Origin of the sequence: Serratia quinivorans (genome assembly GCF_946227985.1) — a bacterium.
Taxonomy (GTDB): domain Bacteria; phylum Pseudomonadota; class Gammaproteobacteria; order Enterobacterales; family Enterobacteriaceae; genus Serratia; species Serratia quinivorans_A.
The window spans coordinates 648,597-668,069 of record NZ_CAMKGL010000001.1 but is presented as its reverse complement, the minus strand read 5'-3'; the positions used below and the strand labels follow the sequence as shown (position 1 = coordinate 668,069).

At 55.5% G+C, this 19,473-nt stretch carries 18 protein-coding genes; 3 read left to right on the top strand and 15 right to left on the bottom strand.

Annotated elements, in window-relative coordinates:
- Positions 1-5: 5 nt before the first annotated feature.
- The 10 genes from OCH02_RS03145 to OCH02_RS03100 form a co-directional block, all read right to left on the bottom strand.
- On the bottom strand, positions 6-794 hold the full coding sequence (locus OCH02_RS03145) for an ABC transporter ATP-binding protein (RefSeq protein ID WP_261429812.1): 789 nt from the start codon (positions 792-794) through the stop codon (positions 6-8).
- A gap of 9 nt (positions 795-803) precedes the next feature.
- Positions 804-1,700: a nitrate ABC transporter permease gene (ntrB, locus tag OCH02_RS03140; protein WP_261429811.1), complete on the bottom strand. Its 897-nt coding sequence runs from the start codon at positions 1,698-1,700 to the stop codon at positions 804-806.
- 8 nt (positions 1,701-1,708) lie between these two features.
- Positions 1,709-2,968, bottom strand: a complete 1,260-nt coding sequence (locus tag OCH02_RS03135) for a CmpA/NrtA family ABC transporter substrate-binding protein (protein WP_261429809.1) — start codon at positions 2,966-2,968, stop codon at positions 1,709-1,711.
- Positions 2,969-3,270: 302 nt separating this feature from the next.
- Positions 3,271-4,551 (bottom strand): nitrate regulatory protein, encoded by a 1,281-nt coding sequence (locus OCH02_RS03130; protein WP_261429808.1) that lies wholly within the window; start codon positions 4,549-4,551, stop codon positions 3,271-3,273.
- 57 nt (positions 4,552-4,608) lie between these two features.
- Positions 4,609-6,183, bottom strand: a complete 1,575-nt coding sequence (locus OCH02_RS03125) for an ABC transporter substrate-binding protein (RefSeq protein ID WP_261429806.1) — start codon at positions 6,181-6,183, stop codon at positions 4,609-4,611.
- 148 nt (positions 6,184-6,331) lie between these two features.
- Entirely contained in the window at positions 6,332-7,003 is a 672-nt protein-coding gene (locus OCH02_RS03120; protein ID WP_261429804.1) for an ABC transporter ATP-binding protein, read from the bottom strand.
- Positions 7,000-7,836 (bottom strand): ABC transporter ATP-binding protein, encoded by an 837-nt coding sequence (locus OCH02_RS03115; RefSeq protein ID WP_261429801.1) that lies wholly within the window; start codon positions 7,834-7,836, stop codon positions 7,000-7,002. Before OCH02_RS03115 ends, OCH02_RS03120 begins: the two co-directional genes overlap by 4 nt.
- Positions 7,826-8,695 carry an ABC transporter permease gene (locus tag OCH02_RS03110; RefSeq protein ID WP_261429798.1) on the bottom strand — a complete coding sequence of 290 codons (870 nt, stop codon included), beginning with the start codon at positions 8,693-8,695 and terminating at the stop codon, positions 7,826-7,828. The genes OCH02_RS03115 and OCH02_RS03110 overlap by 11 nt, the downstream gene beginning before the upstream one ends.
- On the bottom strand, positions 8,692-9,744 hold the full coding sequence (locus OCH02_RS03105) for an ABC transporter permease (RefSeq protein ID WP_261429795.1): 1,053 nt from the start codon (positions 9,742-9,744) through the stop codon (positions 8,692-8,694). Before OCH02_RS03105 ends, OCH02_RS03110 begins: the two co-directional genes overlap by 4 nt.
- Complete coding sequence (locus OCH02_RS03100; protein WP_261429794.1) at positions 9,744-11,312, bottom strand: ABC transporter substrate-binding protein; 1,569 nt, start codon at positions 11,310-11,312, stop codon at positions 9,744-9,746. Before OCH02_RS03100 ends, OCH02_RS03105 begins: the two co-directional genes overlap by 1 nt.
- A gap of 476 nt (positions 11,313-11,788) precedes the next feature.
- Here OCH02_RS03100 and OCH02_RS03095 point away from each other — a divergent pair, with 476 nt between their 5' ends.
- The gene (locus tag OCH02_RS03095; protein ID WP_261429793.1) at positions 11,789-11,989 is read left to right on the top strand and encodes a hypothetical protein; all 201 of its coding nucleotides are present in this window, start codon (positions 11,789-11,791) and stop codon (positions 11,987-11,989) included.
- Positions 11,990-12,040: 51 nt separating this feature from the next.
- Here the strand turns inward: OCH02_RS03095 and cbl are convergent, their stop codons facing one another.
- The 3 genes from cbl to chaB all read right to left on the bottom strand — a co-directional run bounded on the left by cbl (position 12,041) and on the right by chaB (position 14,670).
- Positions 12,041-12,994: an HTH-type transcriptional regulator Cbl gene (gene cbl / locus OCH02_RS03090; RefSeq protein ID WP_135316988.1), complete on the bottom strand. Its 954-nt coding sequence runs from the start codon at positions 12,992-12,994 to the stop codon at positions 12,041-12,043.
- Positions 12,995-13,291: 297 nt separating this feature from the next.
- Entirely contained in the window at positions 13,292-13,987 is a 696-nt protein-coding gene (locus OCH02_RS03085; RefSeq protein ID WP_261429792.1) for a gamma-glutamylcyclotransferase, read from the bottom strand.
- A gap of 455 nt (positions 13,988-14,442) precedes the next feature.
- Positions 14,443-14,670, bottom strand: a complete 228-nt coding sequence (chaB, locus tag OCH02_RS03080; RefSeq protein WP_261109003.1) for a putative cation transport regulator ChaB — start codon at positions 14,668-14,670, stop codon at positions 14,443-14,445.
- A gap of 130 nt (positions 14,671-14,800) precedes the next feature.
- On the opposite strand from chaB, the gene OCH02_RS03075 reads away from it, so the two are divergent.
- The gene (locus OCH02_RS03075) at positions 14,801-15,619 is read left to right on the top strand and encodes a siderophore-interacting protein (protein ID WP_261429791.1); all 819 of its coding nucleotides are present in this window, start codon (positions 14,801-14,803) and stop codon (positions 15,617-15,619) included.
- A 314-nt stretch (positions 15,620-15,933) separates the two neighbouring features.
- Positions 15,934-17,034, top strand: a complete 1,101-nt coding sequence (chaA, locus tag OCH02_RS03070; protein ID WP_261429790.1) for a sodium-potassium/proton antiporter ChaA — start codon at positions 15,934-15,936, stop codon at positions 17,032-17,034.
- A 50-nt stretch (positions 17,035-17,084) separates the two neighbouring features.
- Here the strand turns inward: chaA and lpxO are convergent, their stop codons facing one another.
- Together lpxO and phoH are read right to left on the bottom strand one after the other, a co-directional pair.
- On the bottom strand, positions 17,085-17,987 hold the full coding sequence (lpxO, locus tag OCH02_RS03065) for a lipid A hydroxylase LpxO (RefSeq protein WP_153859982.1): 903 nt from the start codon (positions 17,985-17,987) through the stop codon (positions 17,085-17,087).
- A 533-nt stretch (positions 17,988-18,520) separates the two neighbouring features.
- Positions 18,521-19,306 carry a phosphate starvation-inducible protein PhoH gene (gene phoH / locus OCH02_RS03060; RefSeq protein WP_004945903.1) on the bottom strand — a complete coding sequence of 262 codons (786 nt, stop codon included), beginning with the start codon at positions 19,304-19,306 and terminating at the stop codon, positions 18,521-18,523.
- Positions 19,307-19,473: the final 167 nt, after the last annotated feature.

The window sequence follows — 19,473 nt, the reverse complement described above, 5'->3', positions numbered from 1 at the left end:
GGCTCTCATGCCGCTTTCGCGTGCTTCTCGTAAAGGAATTTCAGCACCTGCCGACGGTAATGGTGATATTGCTGGTCATCCGCCAGCGCGACTCGTGAACGCGGGCGTGGTAGCGCCACCGGCAGGATTTCGCCGACGGTGGCCGACGGGCCGTTGGTCATCATTAACACCCGGTCAGACAGCAACACCGCTTCGTCGACGTCGTGGGTAATCAGCACTATGGTGGTGTGCAGCCGCTGCTGAATTTCCATCACCGCGTCTTGCAGATGTGCACGAGTTAACGCATCCAGTGCGCCAAAGGGTTCATCCATCAACAGCACTTTGGGTTTCATCGCCAGTGCGCGAGCTATGCCAACGCGCTGCTTCATACCACCGGAGATTTCATGCGGCCGTTTGTCCAGCGCATGGCTCATATGCACCAGCGCCAGGTTATGTTCAATCCAGTCGCGCATTTCGCTGCGCGTCATCTCATGGCGAAACACCTGATGCACCGCCAGCGCCACATTCTCGTAGGTCGTCAGCCACGGCAGCAGCGAATGGTTCTGGAACACCACCCCGCGCTCCGGGCCAGGCCCGGTGATTTGCCGGTTGTCACACAGCAACACGCCGTCGCTGGGCAAGGTCAGCCCGGCGATCAAATTCAGCAGCGTTGATTTACCGCAGCCGGAGTGGCCGATCAGGCTGAGAGTTTCCCCGGCCTGAATATCAAAACTCACCCGATCCAGCGCAATAAACTCCCCCTGCGGGGTGGCAAAACGCTGGCTGACGTTCTGGACCTGAATAATTGGTTTCATGGCGTACTCCTAGCGGTTCGGATAACTAAAACGTTTTGCCAGTAACATCAGTCCCTGTTCGAGCAGCAGCCCGACCACACCGATCACGATGATGGCAATAATGATGTTTTCGACGTTGAGGTTGTTCCACTCATTCCAGATCCAAAAACCAATGCCGATGCCGCCGGTCAGCATTTCCGCCGCCACAATCACCAGCCAGGCGATACCGATAGACAGACGAACACCGGTCAGCACATAAGGCAGCACCGCCGGGAACAGGATTTTGCGCATTACCGTCCACTCCGACAGCTTGAGCACCCGCGCCACGTTGAGGTAATCCTGCGGAATACGCGTGACACCCTCGGCGGTGTTGAGGATCATCGGCCAGATGGAACAGATGAAAATGGTCCAGGTTGAAGCAGGCTCCGCCCGCTGGAACAGCAGCAGACCAATCGGCAACCAGGCCAGCGGACTGACCGGGCGCAGCAGTGAAATGATCGGGTTGAGCATGTTGGCCAGAAACGCAAAGCGCCCCAGCAGAAAACCGGCCGGAATACCGACCAGCGCCGCCAACCCAAAACCGGTCGCCACACGCTGCAGCGAAGCCAGTACGTTCCAGCCAATGCCCTGATCGTTCGGCCCGGCGGAATAAAATGGGTCGGCAAACAGCACCAGTGCCGCCTGCCAGGTGGCCCATGGCGTAGGGAAACCCTTGCTGTTAAGCGCCGCAATCTGCCAGACCACCAGGGCCAGCACCAATCCCAGCGCGGCGGGCACGCCACGGCGGAAACCCTGCTGTAACAGTAAACCCCAGCGGGCTTTGCGCTGCGGCAGTGGCATTACCGGGCGCTTTAGCGGCACGATTTCCGCACTGACTTCTGCCCGCGATGACGCAGGAATATCGATCCGTTCAGCAAGATTTTTCATTGGTGACCTCAACGCTTTAAAGTGAAACTGTTGGCGTATTCCGCCGGATTGCTGCCGTCCCAGCGCTTGCCGTCTAACAGCGTGCTGGTACGCATATCGCTGCCGGGAAGGTTTACCCCACCCACCGCGCTGGCCGCCTGCTTATAGATTTCGATACGGTTGATTTTCTTCGCGACGGCCAGATAGTCCGGTTCGGCATTCAACAAGCCCCAGCGGCGATGCTGGGTCAGGAACCACATGCCGTCGGACAGGTAGGGGTAGCTCACCTCGCCATCGTGGAAAAAACGCATCGCATGTGAGTCCTGCCACGACTTGCCCAGACCGTTTTGGTATTCGCCGAGCATGCGGCCGGTAATGATTTCCGGCTTGGTGTTGATATAGGCGCGCCCCGCCACCACCTGAGCGGTTTCCTGTCGGTTGGCGTCCGAACTGTCGATCCAGCGTGCGGCGTCCAGTACCGCAGCGGTCAACGCGCGGGCGCTATTGGGGTTGGCCGTCACCCAGTTGCCGGTGGTACCCAGCACCTTTTCCGGGTGATCGGGCCAAATCTCCTGGCTGGTCACGGCGGTAAAACCAATGTCTTCCGCAATTGCGCGTTGGTTCCACGGCTCACCCACGCAAAAACCGCTCATGTTGCCGATTTTCATGTTCATCACCATCTGCGGCGGTGGCACCACCACATTGCGCACGTCGTCAAACGGGTGAATTCCGGCGTTAGCCAGCCAGTAATACAGCCACATGGCGTGGGTGCCGGTCGGGAAGGTTTGGGCGAAGGTATAGGTGCCTTTGGCGCTGGCATCGACGGTTTTTTTCAAGCTCGCAGCATCGATGACACCGGCCTGCTTTAACTGGTTGGAGAGCGTAATCGCCTGACCGTTGTTGTTGAGCGTCATCAACACCGCCATATCCTGCTGCGGTCCGGCGACGCCAAGCTGCAGGCCATACACCATGCCGTACAGCACGTGCGCCGCATCCAGTTCACCGGACAAAAGTTTGTCGCGTACTGCCGCCCAACTGGCCTCCTTGCTGGGGATAATTTTGATGCCGTACTTCTGATCGAACTGTTTCACCGCCGCCATCACCACCGAAGCGCAATCGGTAAGTGGAATAAAGCCCACGCGGATCTCTTTTTTCTCCGGGGCGTCAGAGCCTGCCGCCCAGGCGGCGTTCATCAGGCCGGGCAAAATCATGCTGCCGCCCAACGCCGCACTACCGGCCAAAAAACGGCGGCGCGTCAGGCTAAGTCCGGAGGGTTTGGTGTGCGTCATCGGCAATTCCTTCAATTAGGCGATAAAATAAAAAAGGCGTCCCATCAGCACATTCCACCGTTGGGGTGAACATGCTGAAAGGACGCCTTTATCCATAATCTTGTTGGCAACCCGACCGCCATTGGCCGGGCTACGTTTTATTAATGCAGCTTGCGTGCCAATTTTTAATTTTACATGCCAAGTTATAGTTATGCGGGCCGTAGGGGCGCTGCATGCTGCGCCCGCATGATTCAGGGCAAATATATTCGTCCCTTTTGCACGATCGCAAGGCAGTAACTGCACTGACTGTGTGCATATACCCCTTAGGGAGTATCCGACACTGGCGGCAGAATATCCGCCACCGCCAGCATGGCATTGGCGATATCAATCAGCCGTTGGTTCTTGTTCATCGCCATCTTTAGCAACAGCCGATGGGCCGCCGCCTCGGTCAATCCGCGATGCTGAATCAGCAACGCTTTGGCGCGTTCGATCTGCTTGCGTTCACTCAAGGTCGCACGCGCCGTGGCCAGTTCCTCCGACAGCGCATGCAGACGTTGTGACTGCTGCTGAATCAATTCCAGCATCGATCGCCCCAGACGCGGATGGATACCATCCCCCACCAGCGGCGATGCATCCCCCAAAGGCGCAGCCACGAAAACCGCGTAACTTTCTCGCATAGGCTGTGGCGCGTAATCTGCGCAGTCCTCCGCCATTGCGTGCTGGGCCTGGGTCAGATTGTGGCGGCAACTGACCATCAGCGCCTCCTCCAGCCGATCCTCAATCTGTTTCATCAGATCGATACGCGCACTGGTGATCTCGAACCAGCGCAGACTGGTGTCGGCTTTATTACTCAGTTGCCATTGGGTGCAGGCAATACGGCGCAGGCGCTCAAACTCGCGGTCATCCTGTTGCTGTATTCGCCGCCATTGGGCCAGCGAAGGCTCATCGGCAAACTCGCTGAAGGTAGCAAAACAGCGCTCTTGCCCTTCGATAAGCACCAGTAGCTGCTGGTGCGCCGACTCATCGAAATGCATGGAGGCAAAACCGGCCGCACCGATCGCCCGTTCCTGCCCAGCCAGCTCCTTGCCCTGCATAAAGCTGAACATGGCGATCAACGCACGTGCCGTGGTGGGTTCCGCGCAGGCATCCGCCGCTTCAAACACCAGCGCCAGCAGGCTATGAATAACTTCATTAAAGATGCCCATGGCGGCAGGCTGCAAAATTTGACGTTGCTGCACCTGGCAGCGCAACGCGGGCAGGCCGGCAAGATTATGCAATGCGCAGGCAATGCGGCTGAAAAGACGGCTGGCGCTGGCCAGGGGGGCGGTGTTGTCATCCAACTGCATCAACTGGCGCTGCACCGCCAGTTCAGCCTGTTCCACTTCCTGCGCCCTTCCGGCCAAGCGTTCACCGAACAATGCTCCCTGTGAACACAGGTAAATATTGACGGTACCGCGTTCCCGTTGGAGCACGTGGATCAACTGGCTGACCCGGCCGACCAGCAGCCCCATCTGCAACAGTTGTTGTAGCACGGTGATTTCACAGCGCCTGGAGGCCAGCAAAAAGTCGCCGGCGCTGGGTGGGAAAACGTGATTGCGGCTCATGACAGGATCCCCGATTCGCTAAATAAACCGATCCTGCAAAAGCCGTGCCGTGGCGGGTTACTTACTCACGCGATCCAGATACAGCATACTGTTGGCGATATCCACTTTGGCGTCTTTGACGTTATCGCGCAGCGCCACCAGCGTTTGCCCCTGCAATGCCACCACGTAAGGTGAACTGGCCTGTAATTCGCGCTGCAAGCTGGCGTAGTGGGCGGCGCGCTTTGCCCCGTCACCTTCCGCCGCCGCTGCGCGGGTTTCCGCACTCAGCGCCGGGATGTTCCACTGGGTACGCCATGCCAGGGTTTTCGGCCCGCCGGGCACGTTGTAAGCAAAGGCGCTGGCGTTAGTGTTTGGATCCAGATAATCGGCGCCCCAGTAGGTGAAAATGGCCTGGAAATCACGGCTACGCATCTTGCCCCACAGATCGCTTTCCACCACCGGATGGATATCCAGTTGCAAACCGGCCTTGGCAAAGCTGGCCTGCAGCGCCTGGGCAATATCGGTATACGGCGGCTGGTTGATGACGATCAGGTCAATGCGCGTGCCTTCGGCGATACCGGCGTCATGCAAAATCTGTTTGGCCCTGGCCACGTCGAGCTTGAACGGTTGGTTGTCGATCGCGCCGTCCAGCCCCAGCGGCAGAAACGCCTGATGGACGCGGTACTGCCCCTTCAACAGGTTGTCGGCAATGGATTGATAGTCCACCAGCCAGCGCGCCGCCTGCCACAGGGCCGGGTTGCTCAACGCCGGCGTCTGCTTGCTGCCGGTATTGAAGCCGAGATAATAGACTTTGGACGAGTCCTGCTGCTCTATCCTGACCCCCGGCGCTTTACGCAGCGAATTGAACTGATCGGCACCCAGATCGTAAGCCACGTCGGCATCTCCTTTCAGCAGCAACAGGCGTCGGGTCCCGGCATCGCTAACATTCTTCAGCAGCACCGTTTTCAGCTTCGCCTGCGGCTGGGCATAGTCGTTACGACTAAACAACAGTGCCTCATGCGGTACATAGTTGCTGACGCGATAAGGGCCAGCGCCAGCGGAATTCGAACGCAGCCAGGCGTTGCCGAAATCCCCTTGTTGACTGTGCTCACTCAGCAGTTTTTCATCGACGATCGACGCCACCGGCGCGGTCAATAGCCGCAGCGCCAGCCCGCTGCCGATATTGGCCGACCAGCTTAACTGCACCTGGTTATCGCCCAGCTTTTTCAACTGGCTCTCGACGTTTTCCGGCGTCCAGCCGAACTCGCCGAGAATGAACGACGGCGCCTTGTTCAATTTCACCGCTCTTACCAGTGAGAAAATCACATCCTCCGGCCGCACCGGATTACCGGAAGCAAAGCGCTGATTAGCCTTCAAAGTAAAAATCAGGCTGCGACCGTCCGCCCCCGCCTGCCAACCACTGGCCAGTTCCGGGGCCAATTTTTCCGGCGTGCTGCGATCCGGTGTCAGTAACCGCTGATACAGATTGACCAGGTTGGCCGAGCTGACAGTTTCGAAACTTTCCGCCGGATCCAGACTGATAATGCCTTCCAGCGAGCTGACTACCACCAGCGTGTCTTTCGGGGTAACTGCCTGCGCGCCAAAACTCGCCGCCAGGGCACTGAACAATAAGGTGGGGATTAACCGTTTCATCGATGCACTCTCCAGGATCACGCGGATGCGTTATTTTTCGAGTGTAGGGGCAGTGACTTAGCAGAAGAACGACTATAAATTGCTTTATTTATTACGCAGATGTCTATTGACGCCAAATAATACCCGCCGGGTTAACGGCGGGCTGAATTCAGTTCACCAAACGGCCGTGCGCCATCGCCACCGAGCGATCACACATGTGGTCGATCACATCAGCGTCGTGACTGACCAGGATCATCGTCAGGTCACCCGCCTGCTTCAGCTCGTTGAGCAGGTTGAGGATCTCCGCCTGCACCGACATATCCAGCGCCGAAGTTGGCTCATCGAGCAACAGCAGTTTGGGTTTTAACAGCAGTGCGCGCACTATCGCCACCCGTTGACGTTGACCGCCGGAAAGCTGGTGCGGATAACGGTCCAACAGCCGGGGATCCAATCCTACCTGACGAAAACCGGCGCTAATCTTCTGTTCGATACCGCTCTCTTTGAGCAATTTCAGCGGCTCCGCCAGCGTACGCAGCAACCGGTGCTTGGGGTGCAACGAAGCATAGGGATCCTGGAACACCATCTGTACTTCACGCCGCAGCGTGCCGGTGAACGGACGTCCCGGCTGCAGATCGCGCCCCAACAACTGGAAACCGCCGCTCCAGTTTTCATTCAGCCCGGCCAATACCCACAACAGCGACGATTTTCCGCAGCCGGAGGGGCCGACCAAACCAAAACACTCGCCCGCTTCAATATGCAGGTTGGCCTCATGCACCACGGTACGCACGTCATAGCCCTGCCGATGGCTAACGCTGAGATTATCCAGAGTGATCAGGCTCATTTCAGCGACTCCAATAGCGCACGATCCAATACCGGCAAGGGTTTTCCGCGGGTGTCCCGGCTTGGTCGACACGACCACAGCGTGCGGGTATAGGGGTGGGTGGCTGAGGCCAAACGATCGGCGGGTAACTGATCCAGCAGTTCCCCCTTGTACATCACCAGCACCCGCTCGCAGTAGTGCGCCACCTGTTGTAAATCGTGGCTGATCAAAATCAGGCCCATATTGCGCTGCTCCACCAGGTTCTCGATCAGTTGCAATACCTGATCGCGCATCTGGTGATCCAAAGCGGACGTGGGTTCGTCGGCAATCAGTAATTGCGGATCGTTAATCAACGCGATTGCCAGCATCACCCGCTGTCCCATGCCGCCAGACAGCTGGTGCGGGTAACGTTGACGCAGCGCGGCGGGATCGGGCAAGCCAACCGCCGCCAGCATATCCAGCACCTTCTCCCGCCGTTCGGCGCGGCCCAGGCGGGTATGCAGCAGCAACGGCTCCTCCACCTGACGGCCAATCGGCTGGGTCGGGTTCAGCGCATGCTTGGGATCCTGCATCACCATCGCCACTTTATTGCCGCGCAGACGGTTCCACTGACTCTCGCTCAGGCGTGCCAGATCGTCCCCACCCAAGGTTAAACGCTGCGCCTGCAGCTGCAACGGGGGCGGCAGCAGCCCCATCAAGGCCCGTGCGGTCAGGGATTTGCCGGAGCCGGACTCGCCGACCAGCGCCAACCGTTCCTGCCCCATGCTGAAAGAAATCTCTTTGACTAACGGCGGTGACGCAGGCAGCGCCACCGACAGCCGTTCGACGGTCAATAAAGGGTTATCAATGTCCATGTCGAGGATCCATTTTATCGCGCAGGCCGTCGCCCAACAGGTTAAAGGCCAGGCTGGCGAACAGGATCGCCCCACCCGGTACCGCGGCGACCCACCATTGGTCGAAAATCACTTTGCTTCCCTCGGCCACCATCGAGCCCCATTCGGCGGTCGGCGGTGGCACGCCCATGCCGAGAAAGCCCAGACCGGCAGCGGACAGGATAATCCCGCCCAGACTCAGTGCCGCACGCACCACCGCACTCGGCAGGCACAACGGCAAAATGTGCCCGGCCATCAGCCGCAGACCACCGATGCCCTGCATCCTCGCTGCTGCCAAATAATCACTGCGGCGCAGCGCCAGGGTCTCTGCCCGCGCCTGGCGGGCAAAAGATGGCCAACTGGTTAACGCCAACGCCAGTGCGCCGTTCATCAACCCCGGCCCCAGTACCGCGACAAACGCCAGCGCGATCACCAGGCTGGGCAACGACAGAAAAATATCGGTTATGCGCATCAGAATACGTTCGACCCAGCCACCGAGATAACCGGCGCTAATGCCCACCAGCAGGCCAATCGGAATAGTCAGCAGCAGGATCAATGACACCAGGATCAGCGTTGGACGAGCCCCGTAAATCACCCGCGACAACAGGTCACGGCCAAAGCCGTCGGTGCCCAGCCAATGGCCGGAAGAAGGCGGCAACAGCCGCAGCTCTATGTGCTGCAAGTTGGGATCGAACGGCGCCAGCCAGGGGGCCAGCAGCGCAGTGAGGATTAAAATAACCACCAGCGTTGCGCCAATCGTTAGCGTGGTCAGTCGGCCGCGTGGGCGGTAAGCGGCGGCTGGCTCACTTTGGGGTTCATGTTCAGAAAGGTATTGGCTCATCGAGTTCGCGGGTCCACTAAATAGGTCAGCGCGTCAGCCAGCGCATTAAGCACCACAAAACAGGTGCCAATCAGCAAGGTGGCACCAAGGATGGCCGGCGTATCGGCGGCAAACAGCGCGGTGGTCAGATAACGCCCAACACCAGGCCAGGCGAATACCGTTTCGGTCAATACCGCGCCCTCCAGCAGGCTGGCGTAGGACAGCGACAGTACGGTGATCAACGTGCCCAACACGTTGGGGAATACGTGACGCACCAGAATGCGCGCGCGGCTGGCCCCTTTGGAACGCGCCAGGGTAACGTACTCTTTATTGCACTCTTCCAGCATCGCAGCGCGCAGTAAACGGGTGATGCCCGCCATCGACAGCAGTGCCAGCGCCACCACCGGCAGCCATAGGTGGCTGATGGCGTTGTAGAACATTTCGCGATCGCCGGACAGCCAACTGTCGATCAGGATAAATCCGCTGCGCGGTTCCATGCTGTACAGATAGATATCATCCAGCCGTCCCGGCCCCGCCGACCAATGCAATGTGGCATAAAACAGCAGCAGCCCCAGCAGACTCAGCCAGAAGATGGGGACCGAATAGCCAATCAGTGACAGCAAGCGTGCCGCATTATCCAGCCAGCCACCCGGTTTGATTACCGCCAGAAATGCCAGCGTAATGCCGCCAACGGCACCGAGAATGATCGCGCAGGTCGCCAGCTCGACCGTTGCCGGGAAGGTACGAAGTAAATCGCTCAGCACCGGCTGCGAAGTAATTCGCGAGATGCCCAGATCCCCGTGCGCCAGATGCACCAGATAACGCCAGAACTGCACCGGCAACGGCTGATCCAACCCCAAATCGTGGCGCACCTGAGCATAGGTCGCTTCGCTGGCGTGATCGCCGGCTATCTGCAACGCGGGATCGATCGGCGCCAGGTGTGAGAGCATAAAGGTGAACAACAGCAGGCCAAACAGCGTCAACGCCAGCGACAGCAAACCGGTAAGCAGCCTGCGACCCCAGCGCCAACTGTGCCGGGTGAACCCGGCCGAAGAGGAACGGCTGATCATTACTTGCTGACCTTGCTGTAGAACACCATGTCAGGGTTGATGCCCTGCTCGTAGCCTTTCAGGTTGTCGCGCACCGCAATCAGGCTGCGTGCCTGCAGGCCTATCACAAACGGCGAGCTTTTCTGAACCGCCTGCTGCAACTGTTGGTAATCCGCCACCCGTTTGGCGGTGTCATTTTCCGCCGTGGCCGCCAGCGTCAGCTTGTTTAACGCAGGGATCTGCCAGTTGGCACGCCAGGCCAGCGTTTTGCTGCCGTCTTCCGGGTTATAGGCGAAGGCGGCGGCGTTGGTATTTGGGTCAAAATAGTCCGGCCCCCAGGAGGTCAGGACCGCATCGTAGTTGAGGGATTTGACCTTGGTGGAGACCTGCGCGCTGAGTCCCGGTACCAGACTCACCTTCACCCCGCCCTGCGCGAAACTGGCCTGTAATGCCTGTGCGATATCCAGATACGGCGGCTGGTTGTTGACCTCCAGCTTAAAGCTGACGTTTTTCAGACCGGCCTTGGCCAGAATTTCTTTGGCCTTGGTCGGATTAAAGCTGTAAGGCTTATCCTTCAACGCCCCCAGATAACCCTCCGGCAGGAACGCCTGATGATTCTGGAACTGCCCTTTCAGCAGGTCGTCGGCAATGCCTTTATAGTCGAACAGCCAGCGCGCCGCCTCCCAAAATGCCGGGTTCCCCAGTGCCGGTGACGCCTTGGCGTTGAACTGCAGGAAATAGAGTGAGGCATAGGGGATCGCCAGCGGCTTGACGCCCGGCTTGCCTTTCAGCGCCGCCATCTGGTCTGCACCCAGGTTACGCGCAATATCGGCGTCTCCCTGCTCGATCAGCAGGCGGCGGGCGGCCGGATCCGGCACGTTCTTGATCAGGATGGTTTTCAGCGTGGGTGCGCCCTCTGGCGAGCCAGGATTGGCGTCAAGCACCACCACTTCATGCGGCACATAGGTGCGGATTTTATACGGGCCGCTACCGGCAGAATGGCTGTTCAACCATTGATGACCAAAGTCATCACCCTGCTGATGCGCCAGCGCTTCTTTGGCATCGACAATGGACGACACCGGGGCCGATAACAGGCTAAGCACAAAGGCCGGGCTGACGTTTTCACTCCAGCTGATTTTTACCCGATGGTCATCGACCTTGGTCAGGTACTGGTCGACATTTTTAGCGTTCCAGCCCAGTTGGGTGAGGATAAACGACGGCTCCAGATTCAGCTTCACCACCCGCGACAAAGAGAAGATCACATCCTCTGGGCGCAGTGGATTGCCGCTGGCAAATTTGGCGTCTGGGCGCAGGGTAAAAGTCAGGCTGCGGTTATCGCTGCCCGCCTGCCATTCGCTGGCCAGCGTCGGTTTAAGCTCAATCGGGTTTTGCGGATCGGATTGAATCAGCCGTTGGTACAGGCTGTTAAACGACTGCACCGTGGTTAATTCAAAACCCTGTGCCGGATCAAAGCTGACCACGTCATCAATTGATTGAGCGATCACCAAAGTATTGGCCGGAGTTGCTGCCTGCGTGCTGAAACTGGCCGCCACGGCCAAAAACACCAAAGAAGGGACGAACGCTTTCATCAAAACTCTCCAAGCGGATGGAATTTATAGTAATTTCGCGAGTGTATGTGAGAGCCATCGGCAGGCGAAGGTACTTAAATAACTATAGATATTCTTTTTATGTCTATAGCTGCGATTTTGATTATTAAGCTGGCGGGATTTTGCGGGTGGTAGCGTAATCGTCGGGGCAATTCTGAGTACCAATGACATCTTTTGCGTACCGCTGCGCATTAGAGAAAACAACGTTTTGTGCAGTCCCTTAGCAGCAAAGATCTGATAAGTGCAGCGCTGCCCAACATATTGATCAGCAACGTTCTCAACAATCATCTGCTCGAGCTTTATACCCGCCAGGCATCATTCACCCTGATACCCGGTACCATGAACTGCACAACGGATTTTAACTCGTTGAGAAAATACCTACGCCGCTTTAAAAAAATTCAGCGGTAAGTCCTTGCGTGATATGGTGTGTACAAATAACGTTCAAAAAGGAGAGCGGCATGAAGGACAGGGACCTGAACGACCCAACGCTAACCATTCAAGAAGAAAAAGAAATCATGATCGAAATTTTGCAGCAACATCTTCGCTGGCAAATGGCGAATCCACTGCCTCCTGAAGAAATCCCCATTTTGGAAGTCATTGGCCCAGTGCAAAAAAGCAAACGCCGTATGGTGAGAAAACTGTTGAGAAAACAGCTTTAACTTTATCTATCGCCGGGCGCTATGCCCGGCGCGTTTTCGCCGGCGTCTGAACTAAATCTGGTAGTCGATCACCGTATCGAGCTGTGAGGAAAATACTTTGTCTTTGATTTCGGTTAGCGATAGCGTTGGGTTACACAGCTGGATAAACCGCCAGGCATAGTTACGTTGTAACTGGCTGCGTTTCAAACCTAACCAAACGGTATTGGGTTCGAACAGATGTTCGGCGTTAAGGCTGACCAACCCATGGTCGCGTTCCTTCTCGTAAGACATATCCGCCAACACCCCCACCCCCAACCCCAGTTCGACATAGGTCTTAATCACATCTGAATCCTGTGCGCTTAAGGCAATATCCGGCGTTAGCCCGGCGGCTTTGAAAGCGCTATCCAACCGTGAACGACCGGTAATCCCCTGTCGGTAGGTGATCAGCGGCAAAGTGCTGAGCATTTCCAGCGTCACCTGCGGCTGGCGGGTCAACTCATGCCCCTCCGGCACCAGAATGGTGTGATGCCAGCGGTAATAAGGAAAGGCTGCCAGAGATTCATCACTCATCAGCCTTTCACTGGCAATGCCGATATCGGCTTCGCCGGAAGCCAGCATGCCGACAATTTCCTCGGGGCTACCCTGATTCAACACCACTCTCACCCGTGGGTATAACGCCCGGAACTCTTTAATCACCCCCGGCAGGCTATAACGCGCCTGGGTATGGGTAGTAGCGATGTGCAACTGGCCGGAATCGTTACTGCTGAATACATCCGCCAGACGGCGGATATTATTGGCATCATTCAGGATGCGCTCCGCTACCACCAGCAGCTCTTTGCCCGGCTCGGTCATGCCTAATAAACGCTTGCCGCGGCGAATAAATATCTCGATGCCCAGCTCTTCTTCCAGTTCCCGAATATGACGACTGACCCCAGATTGTGAGGTAAATAAAGTGTTGGCCACCTCGGTCAGGTTGTAGTTGCAACGCGCCGATTCCCGAATAATTTTTAATTGTTGAAAGTTCATCCACTCCCCCGGTCGAACAATTATTGTTAACACAGTGATACGGAGTCTGCCGTGAGGGGACAAATAAGAAATAACCTTTAGTTATGCATTTTCATGCTAAGTGAATTTTTCAACGCTGTGAATTAACTGTTTTTTATTTTGTAAATAACCAATTCCTTTAAAATTAAAGAGATAAATAACCACTTTTAAAGTGTGACTTAAATACTCATGCAGAATAAAGTTATTAAATATAGGTATTAGATATATGAAATGAAAAAGGCTCAGCATGCTGAGCCTCTCGAAAACAGGGGGCGGAGATCAGGCCGTCGCCTCTGGGCCGACAGGGCCGGAGGTATTTTGCTGCAACCACTGCTGCACATAGCAGACCAAATCGCCAATGCAGTCGTCCTTCATACCGTGGTTTTTCAGCTCGGTGTCCAGTGAGAACAGATACTGAGCGTTGGTGCCCAATGGCCCGCTGGCGCTGGCGATCAACGGGGCGATCACCTGGTGGCTGGTATCTTCTTCAAACAGCGGGTGCTGCGGGTTCATGACAAACACCAACGCGGTCACCACCTGGCCATCGGCCAGGGTGAGGTCACACCAGGTCGGTAAATAACAGCCGGTCAGCATTTCACGTTTCCACAGCAGTTCCAGCTCTTCGCGCAGCTTGGCCTCCGGCAGGCGGAACGCCAGGCCGGTGGTATGGCCGCCCTCTTTCAGCGCCAGCATACGCCCCGGCTGAAGCAAGGTGCCACGCCCGGCAGTCAGCCGCAAACAGAAGGCACGGTGCCAACCTTGCAGGGTGGCCGGCCGCACCTCTTCGGATTCAAACACCGGGTTCCACATCAATGAACCGTAGCCAAAAACCCACACCGGGCTGTTATCCGGCCGGCGGGATAAAGTACAATCCAGTGAGGCCGCACGCTGCTCTGATGTCAGTAACAACGACTCCTCAATGGTGCCGAATGCTGTTTTGCAATCCGCATTTTGCAGAAAATCTCGCGTTAACACCTTAACAACCTCCCGGGAATAAGATTGCTCATACTCCCTAGCCACTGTTCATCTTATACCCGTCATCTTTCAAGTTGCAGCGTTGTTATCTGCTTACAAGGACCATCCATGGTCCTTGCCCTTTCAGGGCCGCTGCAAGCAGTGTTCAAATCTGTTCCCGACAGATTTGTCGCTCACCCCAGTTACTGACTTAAGTAAGCGCCTGGGGATGAGCGAGCTGGTCGCCTAGCTGCAACTTGAAAGCTATAGGGTATATTTATTAGCTGCGGAATTTTATTAATTCTATAACCCTTCCCGCGATAATAATGACCTTATTCTTTTCTCGGGGAGCAATCAAGTTTCAAGCGTGGTTTAAAGTGAAAAAGTATTTGTACTCAGCAGCAATAATATTAATTGCCAAGCTGTAGGTTCAAAACGCCGGAATTATCGGCGCACCGAGGCGCCGGGTGAAGAGGTTACTTTTTATGCCAGTGATCATCATCGCCTTTGCGGTAGCTTTGCTTGACTGCGGCCCAAGCCACCTTATGTGCCGTTTCCTCACGGCTGTCGTCACCGCGTCGGTCGTCCGGATCGCGATATTGTTGCCAGGCGCTGTTGAATGCTTCCTTGTAGATCTCTTGCGCATGCGCCGGCAATACATTCCTCACATTGTCAGGCAAGGCATTTGTGCTGTTATAGGGCATCACTTTCCTCCAGTATATAGTCAGTGAACTTTAAGCTTAGATGCCTCATCCTCTCTCCTCAATTAGCAAACAATTCTCATTATCAAATGGCGTGATATACTCAGCGCCAAACGAACATAAGGAGAACCCCGTGACTACCGAAGCCCCACGCTCACGCGCACCCTACCTGATTGCAGTCAGTGCCATTCGCGATATTACCCCGCACCTGCGTCGTATCACCTTCACCGCGCCGGACTTGCGCTATTACCCGGCCAACGCCGCCGCCGCACACATTAAGGTTTTCCTGCCGCTTGCAGGCCAGACACAACCGGATCTACCAACGCTGACCGAAGACGGCCCACGCTGGGCGGCTGATGCGGTACGCCCCATTGTTCGCACCTATTCCATCCGTGCGGTGCGTCCAGAGCTGGCGGAGGTCGACATTGAATTCGCCATTCATGACCACAGCGGCCCGGCGGTTGACTTTGCGCGCGCGGCAAAAGCCGGCGATAAAATTGGCATCAGTAACCCCGGTGGCCCGAAACCCATGCTGCCAGAGGCCGATTTCTACTGCCTGGCCGGTGATCCTTCTTCTTTACCCGCACTGGCGGCTTTGCTGGAAGGCCTACCGGCACACAGCGAAGGCAATGCGTTTATCCGCGTAGATAGCGCGGCCGATGTGATCGAGCTGAAAAAACCGGCAGGCCTTGAGTTGAGCTGGATCGTTGGCGGCACCGAGAAAACCGCCGAGCTGATCACCCAGTTTTGCGCCTTGCCGCAGCCACAGGCCGCGACCCAATACTGGCTGGCAGGTGAAGATCGTCTGGTGGTTGAACTGCGCCGCTACCTGCGCCGCGATCGCCAATGTGAGCGTAATCGGCTTTATGCTGTGCCTTACTGGCGTGAGGGATTAAACGAAGAGGGTTATCATAATAAACGGCATGAAATTATGGACAATATTGATGACTGACGAGGATTTTTTCCTTTATTAACGGTGCAATACAAACAAAAACTGCAATTTATGTGCCATTGATGAAATAAATCAATCTCACTGCGTAAAAATAAGTAAAGAAAACCGCACCCCGTGCGGTTTTTTTGTTAACCTAATCACAGTTTGCAAGCTTTTGCTTTTGCAAGTGAAACAACATCACATCATTCCCCGGCACGCACCACCGGGTGTATCCTATTATTATTAAATATAATTACATTCTGGATGCGCAGAGTTGCCTTTAACGGCAGTCAGCGATGACGGGACCACGCTGTTTGAGAAGGAGTACCATCAAAATGAAGTCGCAAAACGATCCTGGCCGATCCAAATCCCGCCACACTGAGTATTCCCTGCTACTCCCCATCGCCGCGCTGGTGGTGCTTAATCTGTGGGGCAGTACCACCAACTTTCCGCTGATCGTCGGTATTAACATCATTGCCTTGATCGGTATTCTCAGCAGTGCCTTCAGCGTAGTACGCCACGCCGACGTCCTGGCTCACCGCCTGGGTGAACCCTACGGCTCGCTGATCCTCAGCCTGTCGGTGGTGATCCTGGAAGTCAGCCTTATTTCAGCGCTAATGGCCACCGGCGACGCTGCGCCGGCGCTAATGCGCGATACGCTTTACTCGATCATTATGATTGTCAGCGCCGGGTTGGTAGGTGTTGCACTGCTGCTTGGCGGACGTAAATTCGCTACCCAGTACGTAAACCTGGGCGGCATCAAACAGTACCTGATGGCGATTTTCCCACTGGCGGTGATTGTGCTGGTATTCCCGAGTGCGCTGCCGGGCGGTAACTTCACTACCGGTCAGGCACTGCTGGTTTCGGTGATTTCTGCCGCCATGTACGGCGTGTTCCTGGTGATCCAGACCAAAACTCACCAGAGCCTGTTCGTCTATGAGCACGAAGATGACGATGGCGATCCGCACCATGGCAAGCCTTCCTCACACAGCAGTGCCTGGCATGCCGGTTGGCTGATCGTGCATCTGGTTGCGGTGATCGCGGTGACCAAGTTTAACGCCAATCCGCTGGAAGGTTTGTTGACCAAGGTGAATGCCCCAGCGCAATTTACCGGCTTCCTGGTCGCCCTGCTGATCCTGTCGCCTGAAGGTCTGGGGGCACTGCGTGCGGTATTGAATAATCAGGTACAGCGCGCCATGAACCTGTTCTTCGGCTCGGTGCTGGCGACCATTTCCCTGACGGTACCGGCGGTCACCGTCATCGCCACGCTGACCGGTCAGACGTTGATCTTCGGTTTGCAGACGCCGCATATTGTGGTGATGCTGACGGTGTTGCTGCTGTGCCAGCTTTCGTTCTCCACCGGCAGAACCAACGTGCTGAACGGGACCGCTCATCTGGCGCTGTTCGCCGCCTATATGATGACTATCTTTGCCTGATTAACCGATGGGCGCCCTATTGGCGCCCATCGTCTTTATACCGCGAAGGTTTAAATTGCGAAGAAAATGCCCGCCGCAATACCACCAAACAAAATCCATTTAATGATGTAATACCCGGTACGGTTCCACGCCTTCAGCCGTTTCCCCACTTTACGCACCGCATAAATGTACTTGAACAGCTTGTTGACGCCACCGGTGCGATCGCCCTCTTCATTGGGTGCAGTAGCCGCGCTCATCAGGTTCCGCCCCAACCAGTGGTTGATACCCTGCGCCCAGCGGAAACGCATCGGTCTTTCGATATCACAAAACAGAATCAGCCGGTTTTGCCCACTTTGGTTTTCGGCAAAATGCAGATAGGTCTCGTCAAACATCACCCCCTCACCATCGCGCCAGCTGTAACGCTCACCGTCCACTTCGATAAAACAGCGGTCGTCATTCGGGGTAATCAGCCCCAGGTGATAACGCAGCGAACCGGCGTAAGGATCGCGGTGACGCGGCAGGCGGCTACCGTCCGGCAGTTCGGCAAACATCGCCGCCTTGACCGAAGGCAGGCTGCGTAACAAAGCCGTGGTCTGCGGGCACAGGCTCATCGCCGACGGATGGCTGTCTTCATACCATTTTAAATAAAAGCGCTTCCAGCCGGTTTTGAAAAACGAATTGAATCCGGCGTCGTTAAATTGATCCGAGGCTTTGATCTGCTGAATAGCCATCAGCTGCTGCCCTTCATCACGAATGGTTTGCCAATTATCCCGCAGCACCTGCAGTTCAGGGAATTGCTCCGGCTGCAAATAAGGGGTGGTCGGCACGCGTGAGAATAAGTACATAAAAACGTTCAATGGCGCGGTGAAGGTCGAATGATCGGAAAGCTGCCGCCAGAAGGTGTAACGCACCCTGCCACGGTAATGGACATACACAACGCACAAAATAAATAGCAATAAAATAATATATTTCATGATTGAACCGCTTTGAAGATCCCAATGTCCAGCACGCCTGCCCGGCGTACTCCCCAACTATTTCCTTTTGGCGGGTGCCCCCTGCGCCGCCTGGAACCCCACTAATCATTAACGCTAATCCAATTAAAATCTATACAAAAAACCACAATAATTTACACAAAATCTCAACGCACGCAGATTATCCGTCCCTGCCAGACCGGCAGCGTTAAACCGTCAAAATCAACATGGGTTAATTTATTTTTGCATTTTAGTTATTAGCGATTCGGGTAAGTTGCCACAAGACTATAAATTATTAATTTGATGTCGATCAGTGCGCAACAATCACTTTATGATTAACTCATCGTGTTTTTAATTAATGATAGCCACGAGAAAAATAATAATTCTTTTGTCAGAAATTCCAACCTCCGCTTATCAGCTGATGGACAGCTTTTACTTTTAATTGAGCCATTCACTGTTGAAAGTCCGCTGGCTTAATGACATTCAAAACAACAAAAAGGCCGCCGAAGCGGCGGCCTTGAATTAGCGGGCAGGTTTTAACTGTAGGCGTTGAGCGTACGCTGGCACAGGGCGGAGCGGACGCAGTCTTGTTTGTCAAAGCGGATGATGCCGATCATTTCATCCTCCTCGAAGCGTTCCATCGCATCGCTGAGGCCGGACTTCACGCCGCGTGGCAAGTCGCATTGGGTTACGTCACCATTAACGATTACCGTTACGTTCTCACCCAAACGGGTCAGGAACATCTTCATCTGGCTGGCGGTCACGTTCTGGGCTTCATCCAGGATAACGACCGCATTTTCGAAGGTACGCCCGCGCATGTAGGCGAAAGGCGCGATCTCTACCTTGCCGATTTCCGGACGCAGGCAGTATTGCATAAAGGACGATCCTAAACGGCGCACCAGAATGTCATACACCGGGCGGAAATAAGGGGCGAACTTCTCAGAGATATCCCCGGGTAAGAAACCGAGGTCTTCATCCGCCTGCAGAACCGGACGAGTAACAATAATCCGATCCACTTCTTTATGTATAAGGGCTTCTGCCGCTTTCGCAGCGCTGATGAAAGTTTTGCCGCAGCCGGCTTCACCGGTGGCAAAAATCAACTGCTTCTTATCTATGGCGATTAAGTAATGACCCTGAGCTTCGGTTCGTGCCTCTATGGGAGAGCTATCGCGCTTGTCACGTGCCATGCCGATAGACTCAACACCACCCATTTGTACCAGCGAGGTTACAGACTCTTCTTCAAGCTGGCGATGACTACGAGCGTCACGACGAATAACGCGTTTCGCTTCACGACGTGCTTTGATCACTGCTTTTTGTCTCATAGTGGCACCTTACAGTTTGTTTCACCTACCGCAACGGCCAGGCCGCGCGATTATGTTTCACACACAGATTAGGTTTCGGCTTCCTTTCGAGCCAACAATAGCCAATTGAAAAAGTGAATATACGGCGGGCGTGACGGCACACCGATGTTTCACGGGATAACGCGATT

What these genes read in the sequence shown, in the direction of transcription:
- OCH02_RS03145 (WP_261429812.1), bottom strand. Translation starts at nt 794, where the DNA reads ATGAAACCAATTATTCAGGTCCAGAACGTCAGCCAGCGTTTTGCCACC.
- ntrB (WP_261429811.1), bottom strand. Translation starts at nt 1,700, where the DNA reads ATGAAAAATCTTGCTGAACGGATCGATATTCCTGCGTCATCGCGGGCA.
- OCH02_RS03135 (WP_261429809.1), bottom strand. Translation starts at nt 2,968, where the DNA reads ATGACGCACACCAAACCCTCCGGACTTAGCCTGACGCGCCGCCGTTTT.
- OCH02_RS03130 (WP_261429808.1), bottom strand. Translation starts at nt 4,551, where the DNA reads ATGAGCCGCAATCACGTTTTCCCACCCAGCGCCGGCGACTTTTTGCTG.
- OCH02_RS03125 (WP_261429806.1), bottom strand. Translation starts at nt 6,183, where the DNA reads ATGAAACGGTTAATCCCCACCTTATTGTTCAGTGCCCTGGCGGCGAGT.
- OCH02_RS03120 (WP_261429804.1), bottom strand. Translation starts at nt 7,003, where the DNA reads ATGAGCCTGATCACTCTGGATAATCTCAGCGTTAGCCATCGGCAGGGC.
- OCH02_RS03115 (WP_261429801.1), bottom strand. Translation starts at nt 7,836, where the DNA reads ATGGACATTGATAACCCTTTATTGACCGTCGAACGGCTGTCGGTGGCG.
- OCH02_RS03110 (WP_261429798.1), bottom strand. Translation starts at nt 8,695, where the DNA reads ATGAGCCAATACCTTTCTGAACATGAACCCCAAAGTGAGCCAGCCGCC.
- OCH02_RS03105 (WP_261429795.1), bottom strand. Translation starts at nt 9,744, where the DNA reads ATGATCAGCCGTTCCTCTTCGGCCGGGTTCACCCGGCACAGTTGGCGC.
- OCH02_RS03100 (WP_261429794.1), bottom strand. Translation starts at nt 11,312, where the DNA reads ATGAAAGCGTTCGTCCCTTCTTTGGTGTTTTTGGCCGTGGCGGCCAGT.
- OCH02_RS03095 (WP_261429793.1), top strand. Translation starts at nt 11,789, where the DNA reads ATGAAGGACAGGGACCTGAACGACCCAACGCTAACCATTCAAGAAGAA.
- cbl (WP_135316988.1), bottom strand. Translation starts at nt 12,994, where the DNA reads ATGAACTTTCAACAATTAAAAATTATTCGGGAATCGGCGCGTTGCAAC.
- chaB (WP_261109003.1), bottom strand. Translation starts at nt 14,670, where the DNA reads ATGCCCTATAACAGCACAAATGCCTTGCCTGACAATGTGAGGAATGTA.
- chaA (WP_261429790.1), top strand. Translation starts at nt 15,934, where the DNA reads ATGAAGTCGCAAAACGATCCTGGCCGATCCAAATCCCGCCACACTGAG.
- lpxO (WP_153859982.1), bottom strand. Translation starts at nt 17,987, where the DNA reads ATGAAATATATTATTTTATTGCTATTTATTTTGTGCGTTGTGTATGTC.
- phoH (WP_004945903.1), bottom strand. Translation starts at nt 19,306, where the DNA reads ATGAGACAAAAAGCAGTGATCAAAGCACGTCGTGAAGCGAAACGCGTT.